We start from the raw sequence: 17,876 nt of genomic DNA, 5'->3' as shown, positions 1-17,876 counted from the left end.
CGGCAAAATGAGATTATTTTATGTCACGCGCAATGATTGCCGAGGATATGCTGTATGAAAACTGCAGACGTTAACTTGTCGGACTGCAAGGATATCATTCGCCTTTCGTCCGATAATATTTCCCGCGTTATCAAAGACTTTCCAGCAAAAGCTCAGATGGTGCTTAAAGGCATCGTACATCTGAAGGTCGGCTCGCTGAAGCTGACCTTGCCGGACAGGCGCACGGTTCTCGTCAAGGGGGCCCTGCAGGGACCAAGCGCCGCCGTCACGCTGCATAACTGGAATTTGCCGCAACGCGCCCTGACCGGCGGCACGATAGCCGTTGCTGAAAGCTATATGGATGGAGACTGGGATAGCCCCGATGTCGGCGCCTTTCTCGAACTCTTCCTGATCAATGCCGATATAGGCGAGAAATTTCCGAATGGCGCGCGCGGCCTGCTGCGTCTGGTCGAAAAATTCCGCCACTGGATGAACGCCAACACCAAGGCCGGCTCCAAACGTAACATCTCCGCCCATTACGATCTCGGCAACGCCTTCTACAAGGAATGGCTCGACCCGACGATGACCTATTCCTCGGCGCTCTATTCGACCGGGGCCAACGATCTGCAATCGGCCCAGCGGGCGAAATACAGGGCGCTTGCAGAAGCTGCCGGAATCCGCCGCAGCGATCATGTACTGGAGATCGGCTGTGGCTGGGGCGGTTTTGCCGAATATGCCGCAAGCGAGATCGGCTGCAAGGTGACAGGCTTGACGATCAGCCGCGAGCAGCTCGCCTTCGCGCAGGCACGCATGGAGAAGGCAGGGCTTTCCGACAAGGTCGAGATCAAGTTCCAGGACTACCGCGATGAAACCGGGCTCTACGACCGCATCGTCTCCATCGAGATGTTCGAGGCGGTCGGCGAGAAATATTGGCCGGCCTATTTCTCGCAATTGCAACGTTGCCTGAAGCCCGGCGGCAAGGCGGGGCTTCAGATCATCACCATCAAGCCGGAAGCCTACAAGGAATACCGCGCCAACCCCGATTTCATCCAGAAGTACGTTTTTCCCGGCGGTATGCTGCCGACGCGGGAGCATCTCGTCGATCTCGGACGCAAGGTCGGGCTGAAGATGAGCGGGGATTTCGGCTTCGGCCTCGATTACGCCCGCACGCTTGCAGAATGGCGTGAACGCTTCCGCACAGTCTGGCACAAAGTCGAGCCGCTCGGCTTCGACACGCGGTTCAAACGGCTGTGGGAGTTCTACCTCTATTATTGCGAGGCCGGTTTTCGCGCCCGCAATATCGACGTGCGACAGGTCGTATACGAATGACCATCGCATGCCCCCGTGGGCAATTTTTGCCCGCGGGAGGCAGAGGTTAAAACTGTATTCCTTGCACAAAAGTCGCTATCGACGGAAAACGCGCTCATCCGAAGCGGTGTTCTCCGCTGCGGGTCGTCGTGTTTACGGCGATCCGATCCCCGCCTAGCCCCTTGAAAGGTTTGTCCATGTCAGTCCTGCCTTCCGTTCTTGAAGCCATCGGCAACACGCCGCTGATCCGCCTGAAGGGCGCTTCGGAGGCGACCGGCTGCACGATCCTGGGCAAGGCGGAATTTCTCAATCCCGGCCAGTCTGTGAAGGATCGCGCGGCACTTTCGATCATCAGGCAGGCCGAGCGTTCCGGCGCGCTGAGGCCCGGTGGCGTGATCGTCGAGGGCACGGCCGGCAATACCGGCATCGGGCTTGCGCTGGTCGCCCAGGCGCTCGGCTACCGCACCGTGATCGTCATCCCGGAAACGCAGAGCCAGGAAAAGAAGGATGCGCTGCGGCTGCTCGGCGCCGAACTCGTCGAGGTTCCGGCCGTGCCCTACAGGAACCCCAACAACTACGTGAAGCTGTCCGGCCGCCTTGCCGAGCAACTGGCGAAGACCGAACCGAACGGCGCGATCTGGGCAAACCAGTTCGACAACGTCGCTAATCGCGACGCCCATGTCGAAACCACCGCGCCCGAAATCTGGCGCGATACCGATGGCAAGGTCGATGGCTTCATCTGCGCCGTCGGTTCGGGCGGAACGCTGGCCGGTGTGGCAAAGGGCCTGAAAGACAAGAACCCGAACATCAAGATCGGCCTTGCCGATCCGGACGGGGCAGCGCTCTACAACTTTTATGCCCATGGCGAGTTGAAGGCCGAGGGCAGCTCGATCACCGAAGGCATCGGCCAAGGTAGAATCACCGCCAATCTCGAAGGCTTTACACCGGACTTCTCCTACCAGATTCCCGATTCGGAGGCCGTTCAGCTGGTTTTCGATCTCGTCGAGAAGGAAGGCATTTGTGTCGGCGGCTCCAGCGGCATCAACGTTGCCGGCGCCATTCGCCTTGCGCGCGATCTCGGCCCCGGACATACTATCGTGACGATCCTGTGCGACTATGGTAACCGCTATCAGTCGAAGCTTTTCAATCCGTCCTTCCTCAAGTCCAAGGGCCTGCCCGTTCCGGCCTGGATGAGCAAGACGGCGGAAATCGAGATACCATACGAACCCGCCGGATAAGCCATGACCCTGCCCCTGTTCCGCGACGACTTCTATCTTTCAACAGCCGAAGCAACCGTCACGGAAATCAGGGAGGATGGCGGAATTATCCTCGACCAGACCTGTTTTTATGCCACCTCCGGCGGCCAGCCGGGGGATACCGGCTTTTTCGAGCGCCATGACGGCGACCGCATCGATATCGCCGTCACACGCCATGGCGATACCAAGGATGTGATCATTCATGTGCCGGCGGAGGACCAGCCCGTGCCGCTGGTTGGTGAAAAGCTGGTGATCCACATCGACTGGCAGCGCCGCTATCGGCTGATGCGGATGCATACCGCCTGCCATCTGCTCTCGGTCGTCTGCCAGTATCCCATCACCGGCGCTGCCGTTGGCGAGGACGAAAGCCGAGTCGATTTCGACATGAGCGAGACCATCGACCGCGATGCCGTCACCGCGCAGCTGATGAAGATCGTCGAGGAAAATCACCCGGTCTATCTGCAGTGGATTACCGACGAAGAGCTTGCCGCCAATCCCGGCATCGTCAAGTCGAAGAATGTTCGTCCACCCATGGGGCTCGGCCGCGTCAGCCTCGTCTGCATCGGCGAGGATGCGGCGATCGACAGCCAGCCCTGCGGCGGCACCCATGTCTCGGAAACCCAGGAAGTCGGCCAGATCCACATCGCCCGCATCGAAAAGAAGGGCAAGGAAAACCGCCGCTTCAGAATCAGGTTCGGAGCGCCGGAAACGGCTGCTCCATAGAGTTTGTCGGGGAAAAGCCGAACCCGGTTTTCCCGCAAAGACAAACCAAAACAAAATAATCCGGAGTATGTACCAAACATACTCCAAAGGAGGAAAACATGACACAGAGCCGTTTCATCGTCGACGCCGACTGGTTGCAAGCCCGCCTCGGCGACCCCACGCTGCGCATCGTCGATGCCTCCTGGTATCTGCCGGCCCAGAATCGGGACCCCAAGGCGGAATACAGCGCCGGCCATATTCCGGGCGCCGTCTTCTACGATCAGGATAAGATTGCCGACCTGACGAGTGGCCTGCCACACACCATTCCTTCACCGGGGGCCTTTTCTGCCGCCATGGGCGAACTCGGCATTGCCGATGGCGATACGATCGTCGTTTATGACGGTCCGGGAATCTTCAGCGCTCCGCGTGTCTGGTGGCTGCTGCGGACCTTCGGCGCGAAGAACGTCTTTGTGCTGAATGGCGGCCTCGATGGCTGGAAGGCGGAAGGGCGGCCGCTTTCGAGCGAAGTCCCCTCGCCTGTGCCGGCCGTTTTCAACGCCAGCTTCGATGCGGCTGCGGTCACCTCCTTCGATGCGATGAAGGATATCGTGGCCGGCGGCGCAAAGCAGATCGCCGATGCCCGCGGCCCCGGCCGCTTTACCGGCGACGAAGCCGAGCCGCGTCCGGGCATGCGCTCCGGCCATATGCCGGGCGCGAAAAACCTGCCCTCGGGCGTGTTTTCGCAAAACGGTCGGCTGAAACCTTTGGATGAGCTTCGCACGATCATCACCGATGCAGGCATAGACCTCGACAAGCCTGTGGTCACGACCTGCGGTTCCGGCGTTACCGCGGCGATCATCATGCTGTCGCTGCAATCCCTCGGCCACGAGAACAACTCGCTTTATGACGGCTCCTGGTCGGAATGGGGCAGCCGGCCGGATACGGCCGTCGCCACCGGCAAGGCCTGAGCGATGGCAAACCCGAAAGCCGCCCAGCCGATCGCGATTCACATCACCGAGCTGGAGATGACCGCGCCGCCGAAGCAGAGCCTGCCGGTGCCGGTCAATATCCAGACGGCGATCATGCGCGTGCCGGGCATTCCGCCGGCCTTCTATCGTTTCCTCTATCTGCAGGTCGGGCGGCGCTGGCATTGGGTCGAGCGGCTGCGGATGGATGACGAAGCGCTTGCCGCCGTTCTGCACGAGCCCCGCAATTCGGTGTCCGTGCTCTATGTCAACGGCGCGCCTGCGGGCTTCTTCGAACTGCTGAAGGTCGATGACGATCTGGTCGAACTCAGCCATTTCGGCCTGTTCGAACACGCTCTGGGGCTCGGGCTCGGCAAATGGTTCCTGCTGCAGGCCCTCTACGCCGCCTGGAGTTCGAATCCGAAGACTGTTCGCGTCTCCACCAACGATCTCGATCATCCGCGCGCCTTGCAGCTTTACCAGCGCTTCGGTTTCTCGCCGGTCTCGACGCGGGACACGACGCTCCTGCCGCTGAGCGAGGCCGAACTGGCGGCATTGAGCGACCGCTTCTGATCGCGGCGCAAGTTTCGGGTGTCGCTGCGAAAGCGCAGGATGCAATCTCCTCCCATCATTCCAGAGGAGATTGCCATGTTGCGTTACACACCGATGCCGTCAACCGTTGCTGCGGGTTTCCGCCGCGGTGAGCCCGATGCCTATGGCATGACTCCCGAGCAACATGTTTCGGATGGCGAGGGCATGCCCTGCCGCCACTGCCTGAAGAATATCGCCGCCGGGGACGGCTATCTCATCCTCGCCTACCGCCCCTTTCCTGCCCTGCAGCCCTATGCGGAAACCGGCCCGATCTTTCTGCACGCGCAGGAATGCGCCACCTATGAAGAAGAGAAAATTCCGCCGATCCTGACGACGAGCAAGGATTATCTGCTGCGCGGCTACAGCAGCGACGACCGGATCGTCTATGGCACCGGCGCGGTAACGCCGATGGAGGAACTTTCCACGAAAGCCTCGGAAATTCTCGGGCAGGACGAGGTTGCCTATGTGCATGTGCGCTCGGCGCGCAACAATTGCTACCAGTGCCGCATCGATGCGGCATAAACGGAGAAGGCCCGTCAATGGCGGGCCTTCCCGCAAGGATCAGGCGATCTTCAGGGCCAATTCCGGCGCCTGGTTTTCGTAGCCCAGTGCTTCCGCCACGGCGGCATTCGTGACACGGCCGCGGTGGACATTGAGGCCCGCCCGCAGATGGCGATCCTCGGCAATGGCCGCCACGCCACGGTCGGCAAGTTTCAGGCCATAGGGCAGCGTCGCGTTGTTCAGCGCTTGTGTCGACGTCACCGGAACCGCGCCCGGCATGTTGGCGACGCAGTAGTGAATGATACCGTCGACCTCATAGGTGGGATCGGAGTGGGTGGTGGCATGGGAGGTCTCGAAGCATCCACCCTGATCGATTGCGACATCGACGAGCACCGCCCCCTTCTTCATGCCCGACAGCATTTCGCGGCTCACCAGCTTGGGTGCCGCGGCGCCCGGAATGAGCACGGCGCCGATGACGAGATCGGCCGAGAACACTTCGTCTTCCAGCGCCTCGATGGTCGAGTACCGGGTGTGGATGCGGCCGGCAAAGAGATCGTCGAGCTGGCGCAGGCGCGGAACCGACCGGTCGATGACCGAGACATCGGCACCGAGACCGGCCGCCATGCGCGCCGCGTGCAGGCCGACGACGCCGCCGCCGATGACAGTCACCTTGGCAGGCAGCACGCCAGGCACGCCGCCGAGGAGTATGCCGCGGCCGCCATTGGCCTTCTGCTGCGCGGTCGCGCCGGCCTGGATCGCAAGACGCCCGGCGACTTCCGACATCGGCGCCAGAAGCGGCAGGCCGCCGCGCTCGTCGGTCACCGTCTCATAGGCGATGGCCGTCACACCCGAATTGAGCAACCCCTTCGTCTGTTCCGGATCGGGCGCCAGGTGAAGATACGTGTAAAGAATCTGGCCTTCGCGCAGCTGCGCCCATTCGCCCGGCTGGGGCTCCTTGACCTTGACGATCATGTCGCATTTCTCGAAGATTTCCTTGGGCGTGCCGACGATCTTTGCGCCGGCGGCACGATAGGCGTCATCCTCCGCGCCGATACCGGTACCCGCCTTCGTCTCGACAAGAACCTCATGGCCGTGGGCGACATATTCCCTGACGGCTCCCGGTGTCAGGCCGACACGATATTCATGATTTTTGATTTCCTTCGGGCAACCGACACGCATGGCGCGCTCCTCTCCTGGCTGACAACAAATCAGGCACTAGCGAAACAGGAAGAGCGCTGCATGTCCTTGCAAAATCGCCCAGAAAAGCGCAAATTTCTCGAATGAAAATGCGTTTTTAAGCAGATAATTCGAAGGATATGCGAATGGCGAGCCTGGATACGATCGATACTGCGATCCTCAGGATTCTCCAGCAGAACGGCCGAATTGCCAATGCGGAACTCGCCGAGCGGGTCGGGCTCTCGGCTTCGGCCTGCTCGCGTCGGGTCGATATCCTCGAACGGTCGGGCGTCATCAGCGGTTATCACGCACGACTGTCCCACAAGGCGCTCGACTACCGCATCATCGCCATCGTCCATATCTCGCTGTCAGGTCAATTCGCCAAGACGCTTTCGGAGTTCGAAGCCGCGGTCAAGCTCTGCCCCAACGTGCTCGTCTGCTACCTGATGTCCGGCGAATACGACTATATCCTGCGCGTCGCGGCCAAGGATCTCGAAGACTACGAGCGCATCCATCGCGACTGGCTTTCGGCGCTGCCGCATGTGGTGAAGATCAATTCCAGCTTCTCACTTCGCGAAATCATCGACCGGCCGAATGTCGGGATTTGATCCACGAACGACGGCGCCGTCAGCACCCACGACGCGGTCGCGCCCAAGATTCTTGGCCCGGTAAAGCCGCTCGTCCGCCACCGACAGAAGCGCGCTGACGCTCTCGCCGTCATTCGGTGCACCGGCGACGCCGATGCTGATCGTCACGGGCATATGGTCGGGCGTCATGACTGCCCGTCACCAGCTGGCGGATGCTGTCGGCTCGCAGGGCCGCCGTGCCGGCATCGAGCCCTTCGCAAAGCACGACGAATTCCTCGCCGCCATAGCGGAACAGGTGATCGTTCTGGCGCAAGCCCTGCGATAGTGTATGGGCGATCGCCTTCAGCACATGGTCGCCTTCCAGATGGCCGAAACGGTCGTTGATGCTCTTGAAGTGATCGGCATCGATCATCATCAGGCTCATCCTGTTTCCAGAGGTGGTGGCGTTGCGGACCAGCCGCGGCGCCATGAATTCGAAGCGGCTGCGGTCATAGATGCCGGTCAGCGTATCGCGGCCCGAGCGGGAAAGCAGGTCCTCGTAGCGCTCACGGAAGGTCAGCGTGTTGAAGATATCGCCGATCGGGCGATCCGGCCCCGTGGGCGAAAAGCGCGACAGGTTGAGATAGGCGCCCAGCAGGACGGCATAGAAGACGGCCGCCGCCATCTTGGCGATCCAGCCGCTCCAGAGAACCTGCAGCGGCGCACCCGTCAGCGCATGCAGCGCCGCATAAAAGCCGAGCTGGTCGAAGGTGAGGATAATGGCGCCGCAGATGAAAAAGCGCAGGCCCGGCCAATGGCGCAGCCAGCGGCCTAGCCGTTCGTAAAGCAGAATCATCAGGATCGATTCGACATAGAGCAGCAGGGTGCCCCACACCATCAGGCCGCCCATCTCGTCGATGAAGGCAAAATCGGCGTTGCGGCCGCTGGGCAGCATCGTCATCTCATGCTGCCGCAGGATGAAACCGAGGATGACCGTCAGGAAATTGCCGACGAGCAGGCCGTAGATGGGCTGACGAACGGTGGCGGCATCCTCCTTCACGTAGAGAAGCAGGATCATCATCAGCTTGCCGGAGAACAGCACGACGGAACCGGGAGAAATCGAGCCGGTCGGCAGGTCCACGTAGAACACGGCCGCCAGATAGGTTTCGATAAAATGCAGGACGCCGAGTGCCGCGACGAACACGCCCAGGCCCAGCCTGTGGCGCATGTGCAGGAGCCCGACCATCACCGTCGCATAAACGAGCCCCTCGCTGACGAGGAGAAAAAGATTGGTCATGGCAAGCGCTCAGAGAAATTCCTTATCCCTGAACATAGCCCGAAAGTTTAAAGAATTCTTTAGGATAATCCAGTCAGACGGCGCGCGGCGCTGTTCCATCGGAAAACAGCGACGGACCGTTCTGGTCGATGATCTGGTGCGCCTTGCGCAGCGTGGCGTCGATCGCATCCTGCTCGGAGGTAAAGAGATCGGCGCGAATGAAGGTCCGCACCACGGTCTCACCGCCCACCACCTTCTCGATCGAGCCGGCGAGACGAAACTGCGAACCTTCCCGCATCGGTGTCGCCTTGATCAGGCATTCGGCATAGGTTTCCGTTTTGGGAGCGCTGCCGACCTCGGCGGCCTTGTTTTCCGAGCCGCCCGAAAGACCGAATAATTTTGAAAAGAACGAAGCCATGGCGAACACCTAGCATGGTGTTTGCCCCCGGCAAAGCATAACTTCGCGCGATCCCCACCGTTTGGAGCCGTTACGCGAAACATGCCGGATATCCCTCTCGACGCATCCGACCTCGAAACCTGGCTTACCGACCGCGAGGCGGCCTTTTCGGATATCCGGCCGGGGCTCGCGAAGGAAATCATCTGGTCCGAGGTCAAGGAGAAGACGCCGCTCAGCGTCGTCTACGTGCACGGGTTTTCGGCCTCCAAGGGCGAGGTCCGGCCCCTGCCCGATCTTGTCGCCCGCGCGCTCGGCGCCAACCTGTTCTACACCCGCCTCGCCGGCCACGGGCGCAGCGGCCAGGCCATGGCCGAGGCGACCGTTGCGGACTGGCAAGCCGATATGGCCGAGGCGCTCGCAATCGGCGCACTGCTTGGCGAAAGGATGGTGGTCATCGCAACCTCTACCGGCGCGCCGCTCTGCGCGGACGCTATCCTCTCGCCCACGGTGAATTCCGAGCGCGTCGCGGGCGTGGTTTTTCTCTCGCCCAATTTTGGCATCAAGGCCAAGGCCGCACGGCTGTTGACCGGGCCTTTTTCCAGGTTGCTGGCACGCCTGATCATCGGCAAGGAACGCGCTTTCGAGCCACGCAATGATCTGCATGCGGCCTACTGGACCAACAGCTATCCGGTCGAGGCCCTGTTGCCGATGGCCGCGCTGGTGAAACGGGTTGCCGCAATTGCGTTCGAGAAAGCCTCGGTGCCGGCGCTCTTCATCGCCTCGCCGCGCGATACCGTGGTCGATCCCAAACGCACCGCCGATGTCGCCCGGCGTTGGGGCGGACCGGTCACGATGATCGATCCGGGCGAAATCGGTGATATCGATTTCCACCTTCCCGCCGGCGACGCACTTTCACCCGGCAGCACGCAAAGGCTTGCTGCAGAGTTAATCAAATGGATTAGAAACAATAGATAGGCGTTTGATTTTAAATTACTAGATTGGAAAGAATCTCATTGTCGGTGATGTCCTGATAGCGCAGGCCGGCAGCATCGAAGCGCGCTTTCAGTTCCGGGAAATTCTGCGGATGCTTGGTCTCGATGCCGATCAGGATCGAGCCGAAATTGCGCGCGGATTTCTTCAGATATTCGAAGCGGGCGATATCGTCTTCCTCGCCAAGCAGGCTCAGGAAATCCTTCAGGGCGCCCGGACGCTGGGCCATGCGCAGGATGAAGTATTTCTTGAGGCCGGCGTGGCGCATGGCGCGCTCCTTCACGTCCGGCAGGCGGTCGAAATCGAAATTGCCGCCGGAGACGACGGCAACGATCGTCTTGCCCTCCAACGCCTCCCGGCCGAGCGTTTCGAGTGCGGTGATCGACAGCGCACCGGCCGGCTCGAGCACCACACCCTCGACATTCAGCATGTCGGTGATCGTCTCGCAGATCGCGTTTTCCGCAAGCAGTAGCACCTGATCCGGCGAAAAGCGGCTGAGCACCGCGAAATTGAGGTCACCGATCTGGCCGACGGCTGCGCCATCAACGAAATTATCGACTTGCTCGAGTGTCACGACGGAGCCGGTTTCGAGGCTGCGCTTCAGGCTCGGCGCGCCGCTCGGCTCGCAGAAGACGAAAGCCTCCGCCGGCAGGCGGTCGGCAAGAAACGTCGTCACGCCGGCCGAAAGCCCGCCGCCGCCGACCGGCAGGATCACGAGGTCCGGGGTCACGCCCTCGGGCAGTTGTTCGATGAGTTCGTCGGCAACGGTCGCCTGCCCCTCGATGATATCCTGATGGTCGAAGGGTGGCACCATGACGCCGCCGATTGCCTCGACATGATCGCGGGCGGCCTTGTAGCACTGGTCGAAGATATCGCCGACGAGGCGGATGGTGATGAATTCGCCGCCGAAGGTGCGGGTCTTGTCGATCTTCTGCTGCGGCGTGGTGACCGGCATGAAGACGACGCCCGGAACGCCGAAATGCCGGCAGACGAACGCAAACCCTTGGGCGTGATTGCCTGCGGAGGCGCAGACGAAGGTCTTGTCGGCAGCGCCCGCCGCAATCGCCTTGCGGAAGAAATTGAAGGCGCCGCGGATCTTGTAGGAGCGCACCGGCGAAAGATCCTCGCGCTTGAGATAAATGCTCGCTCCGTAGCGCGCGCTCAGATGTTCGTTGAGCTGCAGCGGGGTCGGCGGGAAGAGCGTGCGCAGCGCTTCGGTAGCCGTCGGAACGTCGAGTTTCATCGTGTGGGTCCTGCCTGTTTTTGCATCGCTTGGCTATGCCACAGCCGCACGGTCAAGGCTACCGTTTCGATTATAAACATGAATTGCAATTTCATGTTTTATAGCCCTTGCGGAAACGGCTGCATCGGCTTGACTCATAAAAGCAAATGCCGATGATCGCCGGAAACAAAAGCTGGGAGGCGGGTATGGCGGTGATCGATTTTCCGAGGGCGGGCCTGAAACGGCTCTGTCTCGCTGCGGCCCTTGCCGGATTTCTGCCGACGATTGCTTCTGCCGGACCTCTGCAAGAAGCAGCGGCAAAAGCGGAAAGCCTGGCGGCGGCAGGCGATACGGTCGGGGCCTATGACGTGCTGCGCAGCGCCGTCAGCGATTTTTCCGCGGGCCTGCCATTTTCGATCGGCAAGGCCGTGTTCGTGAAGGGCGATCCGGCCGGTTACGCCATGTACGACACCAAGGATACCTCGATCTTCAAACCGGGCGAAACGCTGGTTTCCTATGTCGAGCCAATCGGCTTGAGTTGGGTGCCCTCCACTACGCAGGGCAAGATCCAGACCCATTTCACCGTCGATTTCGATATTCTCAACAAGCAGGGCGAAGTGCTGGCGAGCCAGAAGGGTTTCGGCAATTTCACCTTCACAGGCTATTTCCGCAATCAGGAAATCTATGCCACCCTCTCCATCGACGTGACCGGAGCGCCGGCGGGCGATTACATCCTGCGCTTCCACTTCAACGACGCCAACAGCAAGAAGACGGCAAGCGTCGAACAGGCTTTCACCGTCTCCGCGCCGTAAGACAGACCGATGACGCAGCAGATCACCACGATTGGCTTCGATGCCGACGATACGCTCTGGCAGAATGAGCATTTCTATAAGCTGACGCAGGCCCAGTTTGCGGCGCTGCTGCGCGACTATGCGGAGCCGGATCATCTTTCCGAGCGGCTGTTCGCTGCCGAGAAGCGCAATCTTGCGCTCTACGGTTTCGGCATCAAGGGTTTTACGCTGTCCATGATAGAGACGGCGCTGGAGGTGAGCAGCGGCGATGTGCCGGCCAGCCTCATCCACGAAATCCTGGCGACGGGCCGCGAGATGCTGAAGCATCCGGTCGAGGTCTTGCCGCATGCACGCGAGACGCTGCAGGCGCTGCACCGCGACTACCGGCTGGTGCTGATCACCAAGGGCGATCTTTTCGATCAGGAGCGCAAGCTTGCGGCGTCCGGCCTCGGCGATTTTTTCCACGCTGTCGAGATCGTCAGCGACAAGTCGCCCGTTACCTACAGCAAAGCTTTCGCTCGCCATGGCGACGGGGCCGAGCACAGCCTGATGGTCGGGAATTCGCTGAAATCAGATGTGCTTCCTGCGCTGGAAGCCGGCAGCTGGAGCGTCTACGTGCCGCATGCGCTGACCTGGAGCTACGAGCACGCGGAAAAGCCGGAAAACCATCCGCGGTTTCGCGAGATCGCCGACCTCGGCGACCTCAACGAAACCTTGCGGAACCTACGCTGAGGGCTGTTCAGCCGCTTTGGCGCGCTTGATGTCCTCGATCATCGCAATGACATCGGCTTCCGCTGCGGTAAGCACCGCCTCGTCGCGGGCGCGGATGACGAGTTCGGTCGAGAAGAACTTGCCGTCATATTTCGGATAGGAACCGATGCTGGTTTCGGGGTGACGCTTCTGCACCTCCGTCAGCGGGCCGCCGATATCGCCTTCGCCGAAAGGTGAGCGCACGGCGCGCGATATCACCTTGGTTCCGCTCTTCAGCGTCGGCAGCACGGCATCGACCATCGCCTGGAAAACCTGCGGCACCCCGGCCATGACATAGACATTGCCGATGTTGAAGCCGGGGGCGGTCGAGACAGGATTGGGGATGTGCCTTGCCCCCTCCGGCATGCGGGCCATGCGCTTGCGGGCGTCGGTGAATTCCATCTCGCGGCGCTCGTACATGGCGGCAAGCAGCCTCATCGCCTCCGGATCGTAGACACAGGGCACGCCGAAAGCGCGGGAAATCGCATCCGCCGTGATGTCGTCATGGGTCGGGCCGATGCCGCCGGAGGTGAAGAGATAATCATATCGGGAGCGCAGAGCGTTGGTTGCCTCGACGATGGCCTCCTCGTCATCGGCAACGATGCGGACCTCCTTGAGGTCGACACCGGAAAGCGTCAATAGATCAGCGAGATGGCCGATATTTTTATCCTTGGTTCTACCCGATAGCAGTTCGTCTCCGATAGCGAGGATAGCGGCCGTTACGATCGTCTTCTCTGTCATGGTCTGTTCCGGATCACGGGATTGTTCATAGGCGTCGTAGCACTGTCAACTATCATCAAACAGTCTGTCGTCCGCTTGCGTTCTGGCTCTGCGCCGGCAAATGGATAGAGTGATGGCGAACAGACAACGAATGGTCCTTTTCACAGGAGAACACAATGGCAAAGGTACTGGTCCTCTACTACTCGGCTTATGGCCACATCGAAACCATGGCTTACGCCGTTGCCGAGGGTGCGAAGTCCGCCGGCGCCGATGTCACCGTCAAGCGCGTTCCCGAACTCGTGCCCGAAGAGGTCGCCAAGGCTTCCCACTTCAAGACCGATCAGGCGGCCCCCATCGCCAAGCCGGAAGAACTTGCGGATTATGATGCAGTCATCTTCGGCGCCGGCACCCGTTACGGCACGGTCGCCTCGCAGATGCGCAACTTCATCGACCAGACCGGCGCTCTCTGGATGAAGGGTTCGCTGGTCGGCAAGGTCGGCTCGGTCTTCACCTCCTCCGCCACCCAGCATGGCGGCCAGGAATCGACCATTCTCGGCTTCATCCCGACCCTGATGCACCACGGCATGGTCGTCGTCGGCCTGCCCTATGCCTTCCAGGGCCAGATGGGCCTCGACGAGATCAAGGGCGGTTCGCCCTACGGCGCTTCCACGATCACCGGCGGCGACGGCTCGCGCCAGCCTTCGGAAATCGAACTGGAAGCCGCCCGTTATCAGGGCGCGCATGTGGCAAAGATCGCTGCAAAGCTCGCCTGAGTCTGATTCAGACTGAACCAGACAGACTCTAATAAAAAATTGAGGGCGGTCATCGACCGCCCTCAAACTATTGATAAGAATTTTCGTCAGGCACTGACCTGGCGTGTGAGATAAGCCACCGAGTCCCGACCTGCCTGATTGGCTCGTACCACGCGGTTGCGGCCGTTGCGTTTAGCCTCATAGAGCGCCTTGTCGGCGAGATGCAGGATGGTATCGATCGGCTCGCGCGCATCCCTCATGATGCAGACCCCAAAACTCGCTGTCAGACGCACATCGTCCGGCATGCCGGCGAATTTATGCGCGGAAAAGTTTCCACGGACCGCCTGCGCATAAAGATATCCCGTCGCATCGCCCGTCGAGGGCAGGAACACCGCGAATTCCTCGCCGCCGAGCCGAGCGCAAATGGCATCCGCGGGCGCCTGCTCCAGGAGGGTCTGGGCCAGCCGAACGATCACCTGGTCGCCCGCAAAATGGCCGTAGGTATCGTTGACGGTCTTGAAGTGATCGATATCGACGAGAACGACACAATGGGGGAAGGCAGCGATCGGCCGGGCAAGCACCTGGTTCACCCGTTCGAAGAAACCGCGCCGGTTCAAAAGGCACGAGAGCGGATCGACCTCGGAGCGGAATTTCGCCTCGTCCATAATCTCCACGACGATGACGGCAAGCAGCGTCAGCCCGGTCGAAACGACGAGGATGGCGCCCAGGCTCTGCGATACCAGCGCATAGACGGTGGAAAGATAGGCCTGCGCATCGGCTCCCGCCATCATCACCGCGAAATAGGATTTACTGAGAAAATGCAGGCCCGTCAGCAGAAGTAGGATCATCAGTGTCCTGTCGGCAACGGCCTTTCTTCCGGAACGATAGACCGCCAGCGCGGACACCACCTCGACGACGAAGAACGGCAACTGATAACCCAGCGCATGGGTCCAGCTGTTGCGCGGCAGATCGAAGATCGCAAGGTTTACCGTGGCCGACACGCCGAACAGCAGCAGCGCGCCGCCGATATTCACCGGGAACGAATAGATATAACCGATGCCGACCCGGATGAAATAGACCCCCAAAAGCAGCGACGAGAAGGCGCAGAAAGCCCAAAGACGATCGAAATCGTCGATGCGGATCAGCATCTCGAAGATCGCGGCAAGCGAGGCGGTGGCGAAGGCGACGGCAAACCAGCGGGCGGCGGCGGGAAAACGGCTGCGCCCGGCAATGACCAGGAAAAAGACGCAGAACAGCTGCGCGATCAGGAAGTTGACGATCAGGAGAAAAAGCGCGCCGTTCATATATCCGTCCGTGGCGGGCGCCCCTCGCGCCCTTTCCCCCATGGGCGCGGCCGGCGTCCACAAGAGAGGATCGTTGCAATATTAGCGCCTTCCGGCAAAGGAACCGTTAATTTCCATTTACGGCCGGGGTATGACGGACACGCCGCCGCTGACCGGTAGCGCCACACCCGTCGTTCCCGGAAAGGTCAGCGGAAGTCCCCGCTTCGAGCGCGCCGCCAGATAGGCCCAGGCCTCCGCCTCCATCGAATCGCCGTTGAAACCGAGCGCTTCGGCCGGCACGACATCCGCGCCATCTCGGGCCGCAAGCTCCCGTAGATGCCCCATGATCACCTCATTGAGCCGGCCGCCGCCGCAGACAACATAGCGCGCCGGCTGCTCGGGAAGATGCGACGCGGATTTCAGGATCGCCGCCGCCGTCACATAGGCAAGCGTGCGGGCTCCGTCTTCCAAGCCTGCCTCCGTTCGCACCGGCGGGTGAAAATCGTTGCGGTCCAGCGAACGGCGGACATTGGCGGAAAAGAACGGATGATCGAGATAGCGTCCCGCGAGCGCGGATAAGACCCTGCCGCGGCTCGCGATCTCGCCGCCAGCATCGAAGGCCTTGCCGGTATGCTCCTCCACCCACTGGTCGATCAGCGTATTGCCGGGGCCGCTGTCATAGGCGGCGATCTGGCCGTTCGAGCCGATATAGGTGAGGTTTGAGATGCCGCCGATATTGACGAACACGGTTGCCGAAGACGTGCCCTGCCCGCGAGCCAGCGCCTGATGATAGGCCGGGATTAATGGCGCCCCCTGCCCGCCGTGGACCATGTCGTTGGCGCGCATGTCGAAAACGACGGGAATGCCGGTGAGATCGGCCAGCAGCTGGCCGTCGCCGAGCTGCACTGTCAGCGCCGCGTCCGGCCGATGCAACACCGTCTGTCCATGGAAGCCGATCACATCGATATCGGCGGCCTTCAGCCCATTGCGATGGAGGAAATCATTTACGGCGATCGCATGGCGCATCGTCAGGTTTCGTTCGACGGCAGCGAGATCGCCCGGCCGCTCGGTCCTCTCGGTAAGGCCGCTCGCCTCCACGAGCGCCTGTTTCAGTCGGTCGCGGAACGCCGGCTCGTATCCGACGCCCATGGAAGGGCCGCGCTCGACATGGTCTTCCCCGTCGGTCTTGAGGAGGGCGATATCGATGCCGTCCATGCTGGTGCCGCTCATGAGCCCGATTGCCGTGCGTATAGCCGTCATGCCTGTCTTTCTTCCCTTGCCCTCGCCCGTTTGCTGCCGAAACAGGTGCATCTTTGCAAAAACAGTGGTAAACGCCCGGCCGTTATCCAACAAGAGCGCTGCTCGATCCCCAACACGCCACCGAGAGAGACGATCTCATGTCCGAGTACAAGTCCGATTTCCTGCGCACGCTGAAAGAGCGCGGTTTCATCCACCAGGTCTCCGACGAGACTGGTCTTGATGCCCTCTTCGCCAAGGAAAAAGTGACGGCCTATATCGGCTATGATCCGACCGCATCGAGCCTGCATGTCGGCCATCTGCTGCAGATCATGATGCTGCACTGGCTGCAGGAAACCGGCCACCAGCCGATCTCGCTGATGGGCGGCGGCACCGGCATGGTCGGTGATCCCTCCTTCAAGGAGGAAGCGCGCAAGCTGATGACCGTCGATATGATCGAGGACAATATCGCCTCGCTCAAGCGCTGCTTCTCGAATTATCTCGACTACGATCGCGCCGGCAATCCGGCGCTGATGATCAACAATGCCGACTGGCTGCGCCCGCTTAACTACCTCGAATTCCTGCGCGATGTCGGCCGTCACTTCTCGGTCAACCGCATGCTGTCCTTCGACAGCGTCAAGACGCGCCTCGACCGCGAACAGTCGCTGTCGTTCCTGGAATTCAACTACATGATCCTCCAGGCCTACGATTTCGTCGAACTGAACAAGCGCACCGGCTGCCGGCTGCAGATGGGCGGTTCCGACCAGTGGGGCAATATCGTCAACGGCATCGATCTCGGCCACCGCATGGGCACGCCGCAGCTCTACGCGCTGACTTCGCCGCTGCTCACCACCTCCTCCGGAGCCAAGATGGGCAAGTCGGCCTCGGGCGCGGTCTGGCTCAATGCCGAACTGCTGCCGGTCTATGATTTCTGGCAGTACTGGCGCAACACCGAGGATGCCGACGTGATCCGCTTCATGAAGCTGTTCACGACCCTGCCGATGGACGAGATCGCCCGCCTCGGCGCGCTCGGCGGTTCGGAAATCAACGAAGCGAAGAAGATCCTCGCAACGGAAGTGACGGCGATCCTTCACGGCCGCGCCGCCGCCGAGGAAGCCGCCGAAACAGCCCGGAAGACCTTCGAGGAAGGCGCTATCGCCGAGAACCTGCCGAGCGTCGATGTGTCCACCGGCGAACTCGAAGCCGGCATCGGCCTTCTGGCACTGATCGTGCGGGCCGGCTTTGCCGGCAGCAACGGCGAAGCCCGCCGGCATGTGCAGGGCGGCGCTGTCCGCATCAACGACAAGGCGGTTTCCGACGAGCGGCAGCTGATCGGCACCGGCGATATTACCGCAGAGGGCATCGTCAAGCTCTCGGTCGGCAAGAAGAAGCACGCGCTGGTGCGTCCCGCCTGA

At 61.1% G+C, this 17,876-nt stretch carries 18 protein-coding genes and 1 pseudogene; 12 read left to right on the top strand and 7 right to left on the bottom strand.

The window, feature by feature from the left end; translation table 11 throughout:
• Positions 1-54 precede the first annotated feature (54 nt).
• The 6 genes from ASC86_RS21645 (at position 55) to ASC86_RS21620 (ending at position 5,323) form a co-directional block, all read left to right on the top strand.
• Positions 55-1,308 carry a cyclopropane-fatty-acyl-phospholipid synthase family protein gene (locus ASC86_RS21645; protein ID WP_056326207.1) on the top strand — a complete coding sequence of 418 codons (1,254 nt, stop codon included), beginning with the start codon at positions 55-57 and terminating at the stop codon, positions 1,306-1,308.
• A 176-nt stretch (positions 1,309-1,484) separates the two neighbouring features.
• Positions 1,485-2,525: a cysteine synthase A gene (locus tag ASC86_RS21640; RefSeq protein ID WP_056326204.1), complete on the top strand. Its 1,041-nt coding sequence runs from the start codon at positions 1,485-1,487 to the stop codon at positions 2,523-2,525.
• Positions 2,526-2,528: 3 nt separating this feature from the next.
• A complete protein-coding gene (locus ASC86_RS21635) occupies positions 2,529-3,266 on the top strand; it encodes an alanyl-tRNA editing protein (protein ID WP_056326202.1) in 738 nt (245 codons plus the stop codon).
• Between the two features lie 98 nt (positions 3,267-3,364).
• On the top strand, positions 3,365-4,213 hold the full coding sequence (gene sseA, locus ASC86_RS21630; protein WP_056326199.1) for a 3-mercaptopyruvate sulfurtransferase: 849 nt from the start codon (positions 3,365-3,367) through the stop codon (positions 4,211-4,213).
• Positions 4,214-4,216: 3 nt separating this feature from the next.
• Positions 4,217-4,783 (top strand): GNAT family N-acetyltransferase, encoded by a 567-nt coding sequence (locus tag ASC86_RS21625; protein ID WP_056326196.1) that lies wholly within the window; start codon positions 4,217-4,219, stop codon positions 4,781-4,783.
• A gap of 75 nt (positions 4,784-4,858) precedes the next feature.
• Positions 4,859-5,323, top strand: coding sequence for a DUF1203 domain-containing protein (locus ASC86_RS21620; protein WP_056326194.1), 465 nt, complete (start codon positions 4,859-4,861; stop codon positions 5,321-5,323).
• A 39-nt stretch (positions 5,324-5,362) separates the two neighbouring features.
• On the opposite strand, the gene ald is transcribed toward ASC86_RS21620, so the two are convergent.
• The gene (gene ald, locus ASC86_RS21615) at positions 5,363-6,481 is read right to left on the bottom strand and encodes an alanine dehydrogenase (protein ID WP_056326191.1); all 1,119 of its coding nucleotides are present in this window, start codon (positions 6,479-6,481) and stop codon (positions 5,363-5,365) included.
• Positions 6,482-6,624: 143 nt separating this feature from the next.
• On the opposite strand from ald, the gene ASC86_RS21610 reads away from it, so the two are divergent.
• Positions 6,625-7,086: an Lrp/AsnC family transcriptional regulator gene (locus ASC86_RS21610; RefSeq protein WP_056326189.1), complete on the top strand. Its 462-nt coding sequence runs from the start codon at positions 6,625-6,627 to the stop codon at positions 7,084-7,086.
• Here ASC86_RS21610 and ASC86_RS21605 read toward each other — a convergent pair.
• Positions 7,045-8,341, bottom strand: a pseudogene (locus ASC86_RS21605) (GGDEF domain-containing protein). The gene ASC86_RS21610 and the pseudogene ASC86_RS21605 sit on opposite strands and share 42 nt — an antisense overlap.
• 73 nt (positions 8,342-8,414) lie before the next feature.
• Positions 8,415-8,738 carry an HlyU family transcriptional regulator gene (locus ASC86_RS21600; RefSeq protein ID WP_056326186.1) on the bottom strand — a complete coding sequence of 108 codons (324 nt, stop codon included), beginning with the start codon at positions 8,736-8,738 and terminating at the stop codon, positions 8,415-8,417.
• A gap of 81 nt (positions 8,739-8,819) precedes the next feature.
• Between ASC86_RS21600 and ASC86_RS21595 the strand changes: the two genes are divergently transcribed.
• Positions 8,820-9,692, top strand: a complete 873-nt coding sequence (locus ASC86_RS21595; protein WP_056326183.1) for an alpha/beta fold hydrolase — start codon at positions 8,820-8,822, stop codon at positions 9,690-9,692.
• A gap of 10 nt (positions 9,693-9,702) precedes the next feature.
• Here the strand turns inward: ASC86_RS21595 and ilvA are convergent, their stop codons facing one another.
• Positions 9,703-10,950, bottom strand: a complete 1,248-nt coding sequence (gene ilvA / locus ASC86_RS21590) for a threonine ammonia-lyase (protein ID WP_056326180.1) — start codon at positions 10,948-10,950, stop codon at positions 9,703-9,705.
• 185 nt (positions 10,951-11,135) lie between these two features.
• On the opposite strand from ilvA, the gene ASC86_RS21585 reads away from it, so the two are divergent.
• Complete coding sequence (locus ASC86_RS21585; protein WP_244477671.1) at positions 11,136-11,741, top strand: hypothetical protein; 606 nt, start codon at positions 11,136-11,138, stop codon at positions 11,739-11,741.
• 9 nt (positions 11,742-11,750) lie between these two features.
• Positions 11,751-12,452, top strand: a complete 702-nt coding sequence (locus ASC86_RS21580) for an HAD family hydrolase (RefSeq protein WP_056326178.1) — start codon at positions 11,751-11,753, stop codon at positions 12,450-12,452.
• Here ASC86_RS21580 and ASC86_RS21575 read toward each other — a convergent pair.
• Positions 12,444-13,211, bottom strand: a complete 768-nt coding sequence (locus ASC86_RS21575) for a competence/damage-inducible protein A (RefSeq protein WP_056326175.1) — start codon at positions 13,209-13,211, stop codon at positions 12,444-12,446. The two genes, ASC86_RS21580 and ASC86_RS21575, sit on opposite strands and share 9 nt — an antisense overlap.
• A 155-nt stretch (positions 13,212-13,366) precedes the next feature.
• On the opposite strand from ASC86_RS21575, the gene wrbA reads away from it, so the two are divergent.
• On the top strand, positions 13,367-13,963 hold the full coding sequence (wrbA, locus tag ASC86_RS21570) for an NAD(P)H:quinone oxidoreductase type IV (protein ID WP_056326172.1): 597 nt from the start codon (positions 13,367-13,369) through the stop codon (positions 13,961-13,963).
• An 86-nt stretch (positions 13,964-14,049) separates the two neighbouring features.
• Here the strand turns inward: wrbA and ASC86_RS21565 are convergent, their stop codons facing one another.
• The gene (locus tag ASC86_RS21565) at positions 14,050-15,246 is read right to left on the bottom strand and encodes a GGDEF domain-containing protein (RefSeq protein WP_056326169.1); all 1,197 of its coding nucleotides are present in this window, start codon (positions 15,244-15,246) and stop codon (positions 14,050-14,052) included.
• A gap of 117 nt (positions 15,247-15,363) precedes the next feature.
• Positions 15,364-16,485: an anhydro-N-acetylmuramic acid kinase gene (locus tag ASC86_RS21560; RefSeq protein ID WP_056326166.1), complete on the bottom strand. Its 1,122-nt coding sequence runs from the start codon at positions 16,483-16,485 to the stop codon at positions 15,364-15,366.
• Positions 16,486-16,622: 137 nt separating this feature from the next.
• Between ASC86_RS21560 and tyrS the strand changes: the two genes are divergently transcribed.
• Complete coding sequence (gene tyrS, locus ASC86_RS21555) at positions 16,623-17,876, top strand: tyrosine--tRNA ligase (protein WP_056326163.1); 1,254 nt, start codon at positions 16,623-16,625, stop codon at positions 17,874-17,876.

The organism is Rhizobium sp. Root1212 (genome assembly GCF_001424985.1).
In the GTDB taxonomy this organism is placed as follows: Bacteria; Pseudomonadota; Alphaproteobacteria; order Rhizobiales; family Rhizobiaceae; genus Pararhizobium.
The sequence above is the reverse complement of the archived record's forward strand: the minus strand, read 5'-3'. Positions and strand labels throughout refer to the sequence as shown.

What these genes read in the sequence shown, in the direction of transcription:
- ilvA (WP_056326180.1), bottom strand. Translation starts at nt 10,950, where the DNA reads ATGAAACTCGACGTTCCGACGGCTACCGAAGCGCTGCGCACGCTCTTC.
- tyrS (WP_056326163.1), top strand. Translation starts at nt 16,623, where the DNA reads ATGTCCGAGTACAAGTCCGATTTCCTGCGCACGCTGAAAGAGCGCGGT.
- sseA (WP_056326199.1), top strand. Translation starts at nt 3,365, where the DNA reads ATGACACAGAGCCGTTTCATCGTCGACGCCGACTGGTTGCAAGCCCGC.
- ASC86_RS21595 (WP_056326183.1), top strand. Translation starts at nt 8,820, where the DNA reads ATGCCGGATATCCCTCTCGACGCATCCGACCTCGAAACCTGGCTTACC.
- ASC86_RS21610 (WP_056326189.1), top strand. Translation starts at nt 6,625, where the DNA reads ATGGCGAGCCTGGATACGATCGATACTGCGATCCTCAGGATTCTCCAG.
- ASC86_RS21560 (WP_056326166.1), bottom strand. Translation starts at nt 16,485, where the DNA reads ATGACGGCTATACGCACGGCAATCGGGCTCATGAGCGGCACCAGCATG.
- ASC86_RS21645 (WP_056326207.1), top strand. Translation starts at nt 55, where the DNA reads ATGAAAACTGCAGACGTTAACTTGTCGGACTGCAAGGATATCATTCGC.
- ASC86_RS21565 (WP_056326169.1), bottom strand. Translation starts at nt 15,246, where the DNA reads ATGAACGGCGCGCTTTTTCTCCTGATCGTCAACTTCCTGATCGCGCAG.
- wrbA (WP_056326172.1), top strand. Translation starts at nt 13,367, where the DNA reads ATGGCAAAGGTACTGGTCCTCTACTACTCGGCTTATGGCCACATCGAA.
- ASC86_RS21620 (WP_056326194.1), top strand. Translation starts at nt 4,859, where the DNA reads ATGTTGCGTTACACACCGATGCCGTCAACCGTTGCTGCGGGTTTCCGC.
- ald (WP_056326191.1), bottom strand. Translation starts at nt 6,481, where the DNA reads ATGCGTGTCGGTTGCCCGAAGGAAATCAAAAATCATGAATATCGTGTC.
- ASC86_RS21600 (WP_056326186.1), bottom strand. Translation starts at nt 8,738, where the DNA reads ATGGCTTCGTTCTTTTCAAAATTATTCGGTCTTTCGGGCGGCTCGGAA.
- ASC86_RS21580 (WP_056326178.1), top strand. Translation starts at nt 11,751, where the DNA reads ATGACGCAGCAGATCACCACGATTGGCTTCGATGCCGACGATACGCTC.
- ASC86_RS21625 (WP_056326196.1), top strand. Translation starts at nt 4,217, where the DNA reads ATGGCAAACCCGAAAGCCGCCCAGCCGATCGCGATTCACATCACCGAG.
- ASC86_RS21635 (WP_056326202.1), top strand. Translation starts at nt 2,529, where the DNA reads ATGACCCTGCCCCTGTTCCGCGACGACTTCTATCTTTCAACAGCCGAA.
- ASC86_RS21585 (WP_244477671.1), top strand. Translation starts at nt 11,136, where the DNA reads ATGGCGGTGATCGATTTTCCGAGGGCGGGCCTGAAACGGCTCTGTCTC.
- ASC86_RS21575 (WP_056326175.1), bottom strand. Translation starts at nt 13,211, where the DNA reads ATGACAGAGAAGACGATCGTAACGGCCGCTATCCTCGCTATCGGAGAC.
- ASC86_RS21640 (WP_056326204.1), top strand. Translation starts at nt 1,485, where the DNA reads ATGTCAGTCCTGCCTTCCGTTCTTGAAGCCATCGGCAACACGCCGCTG.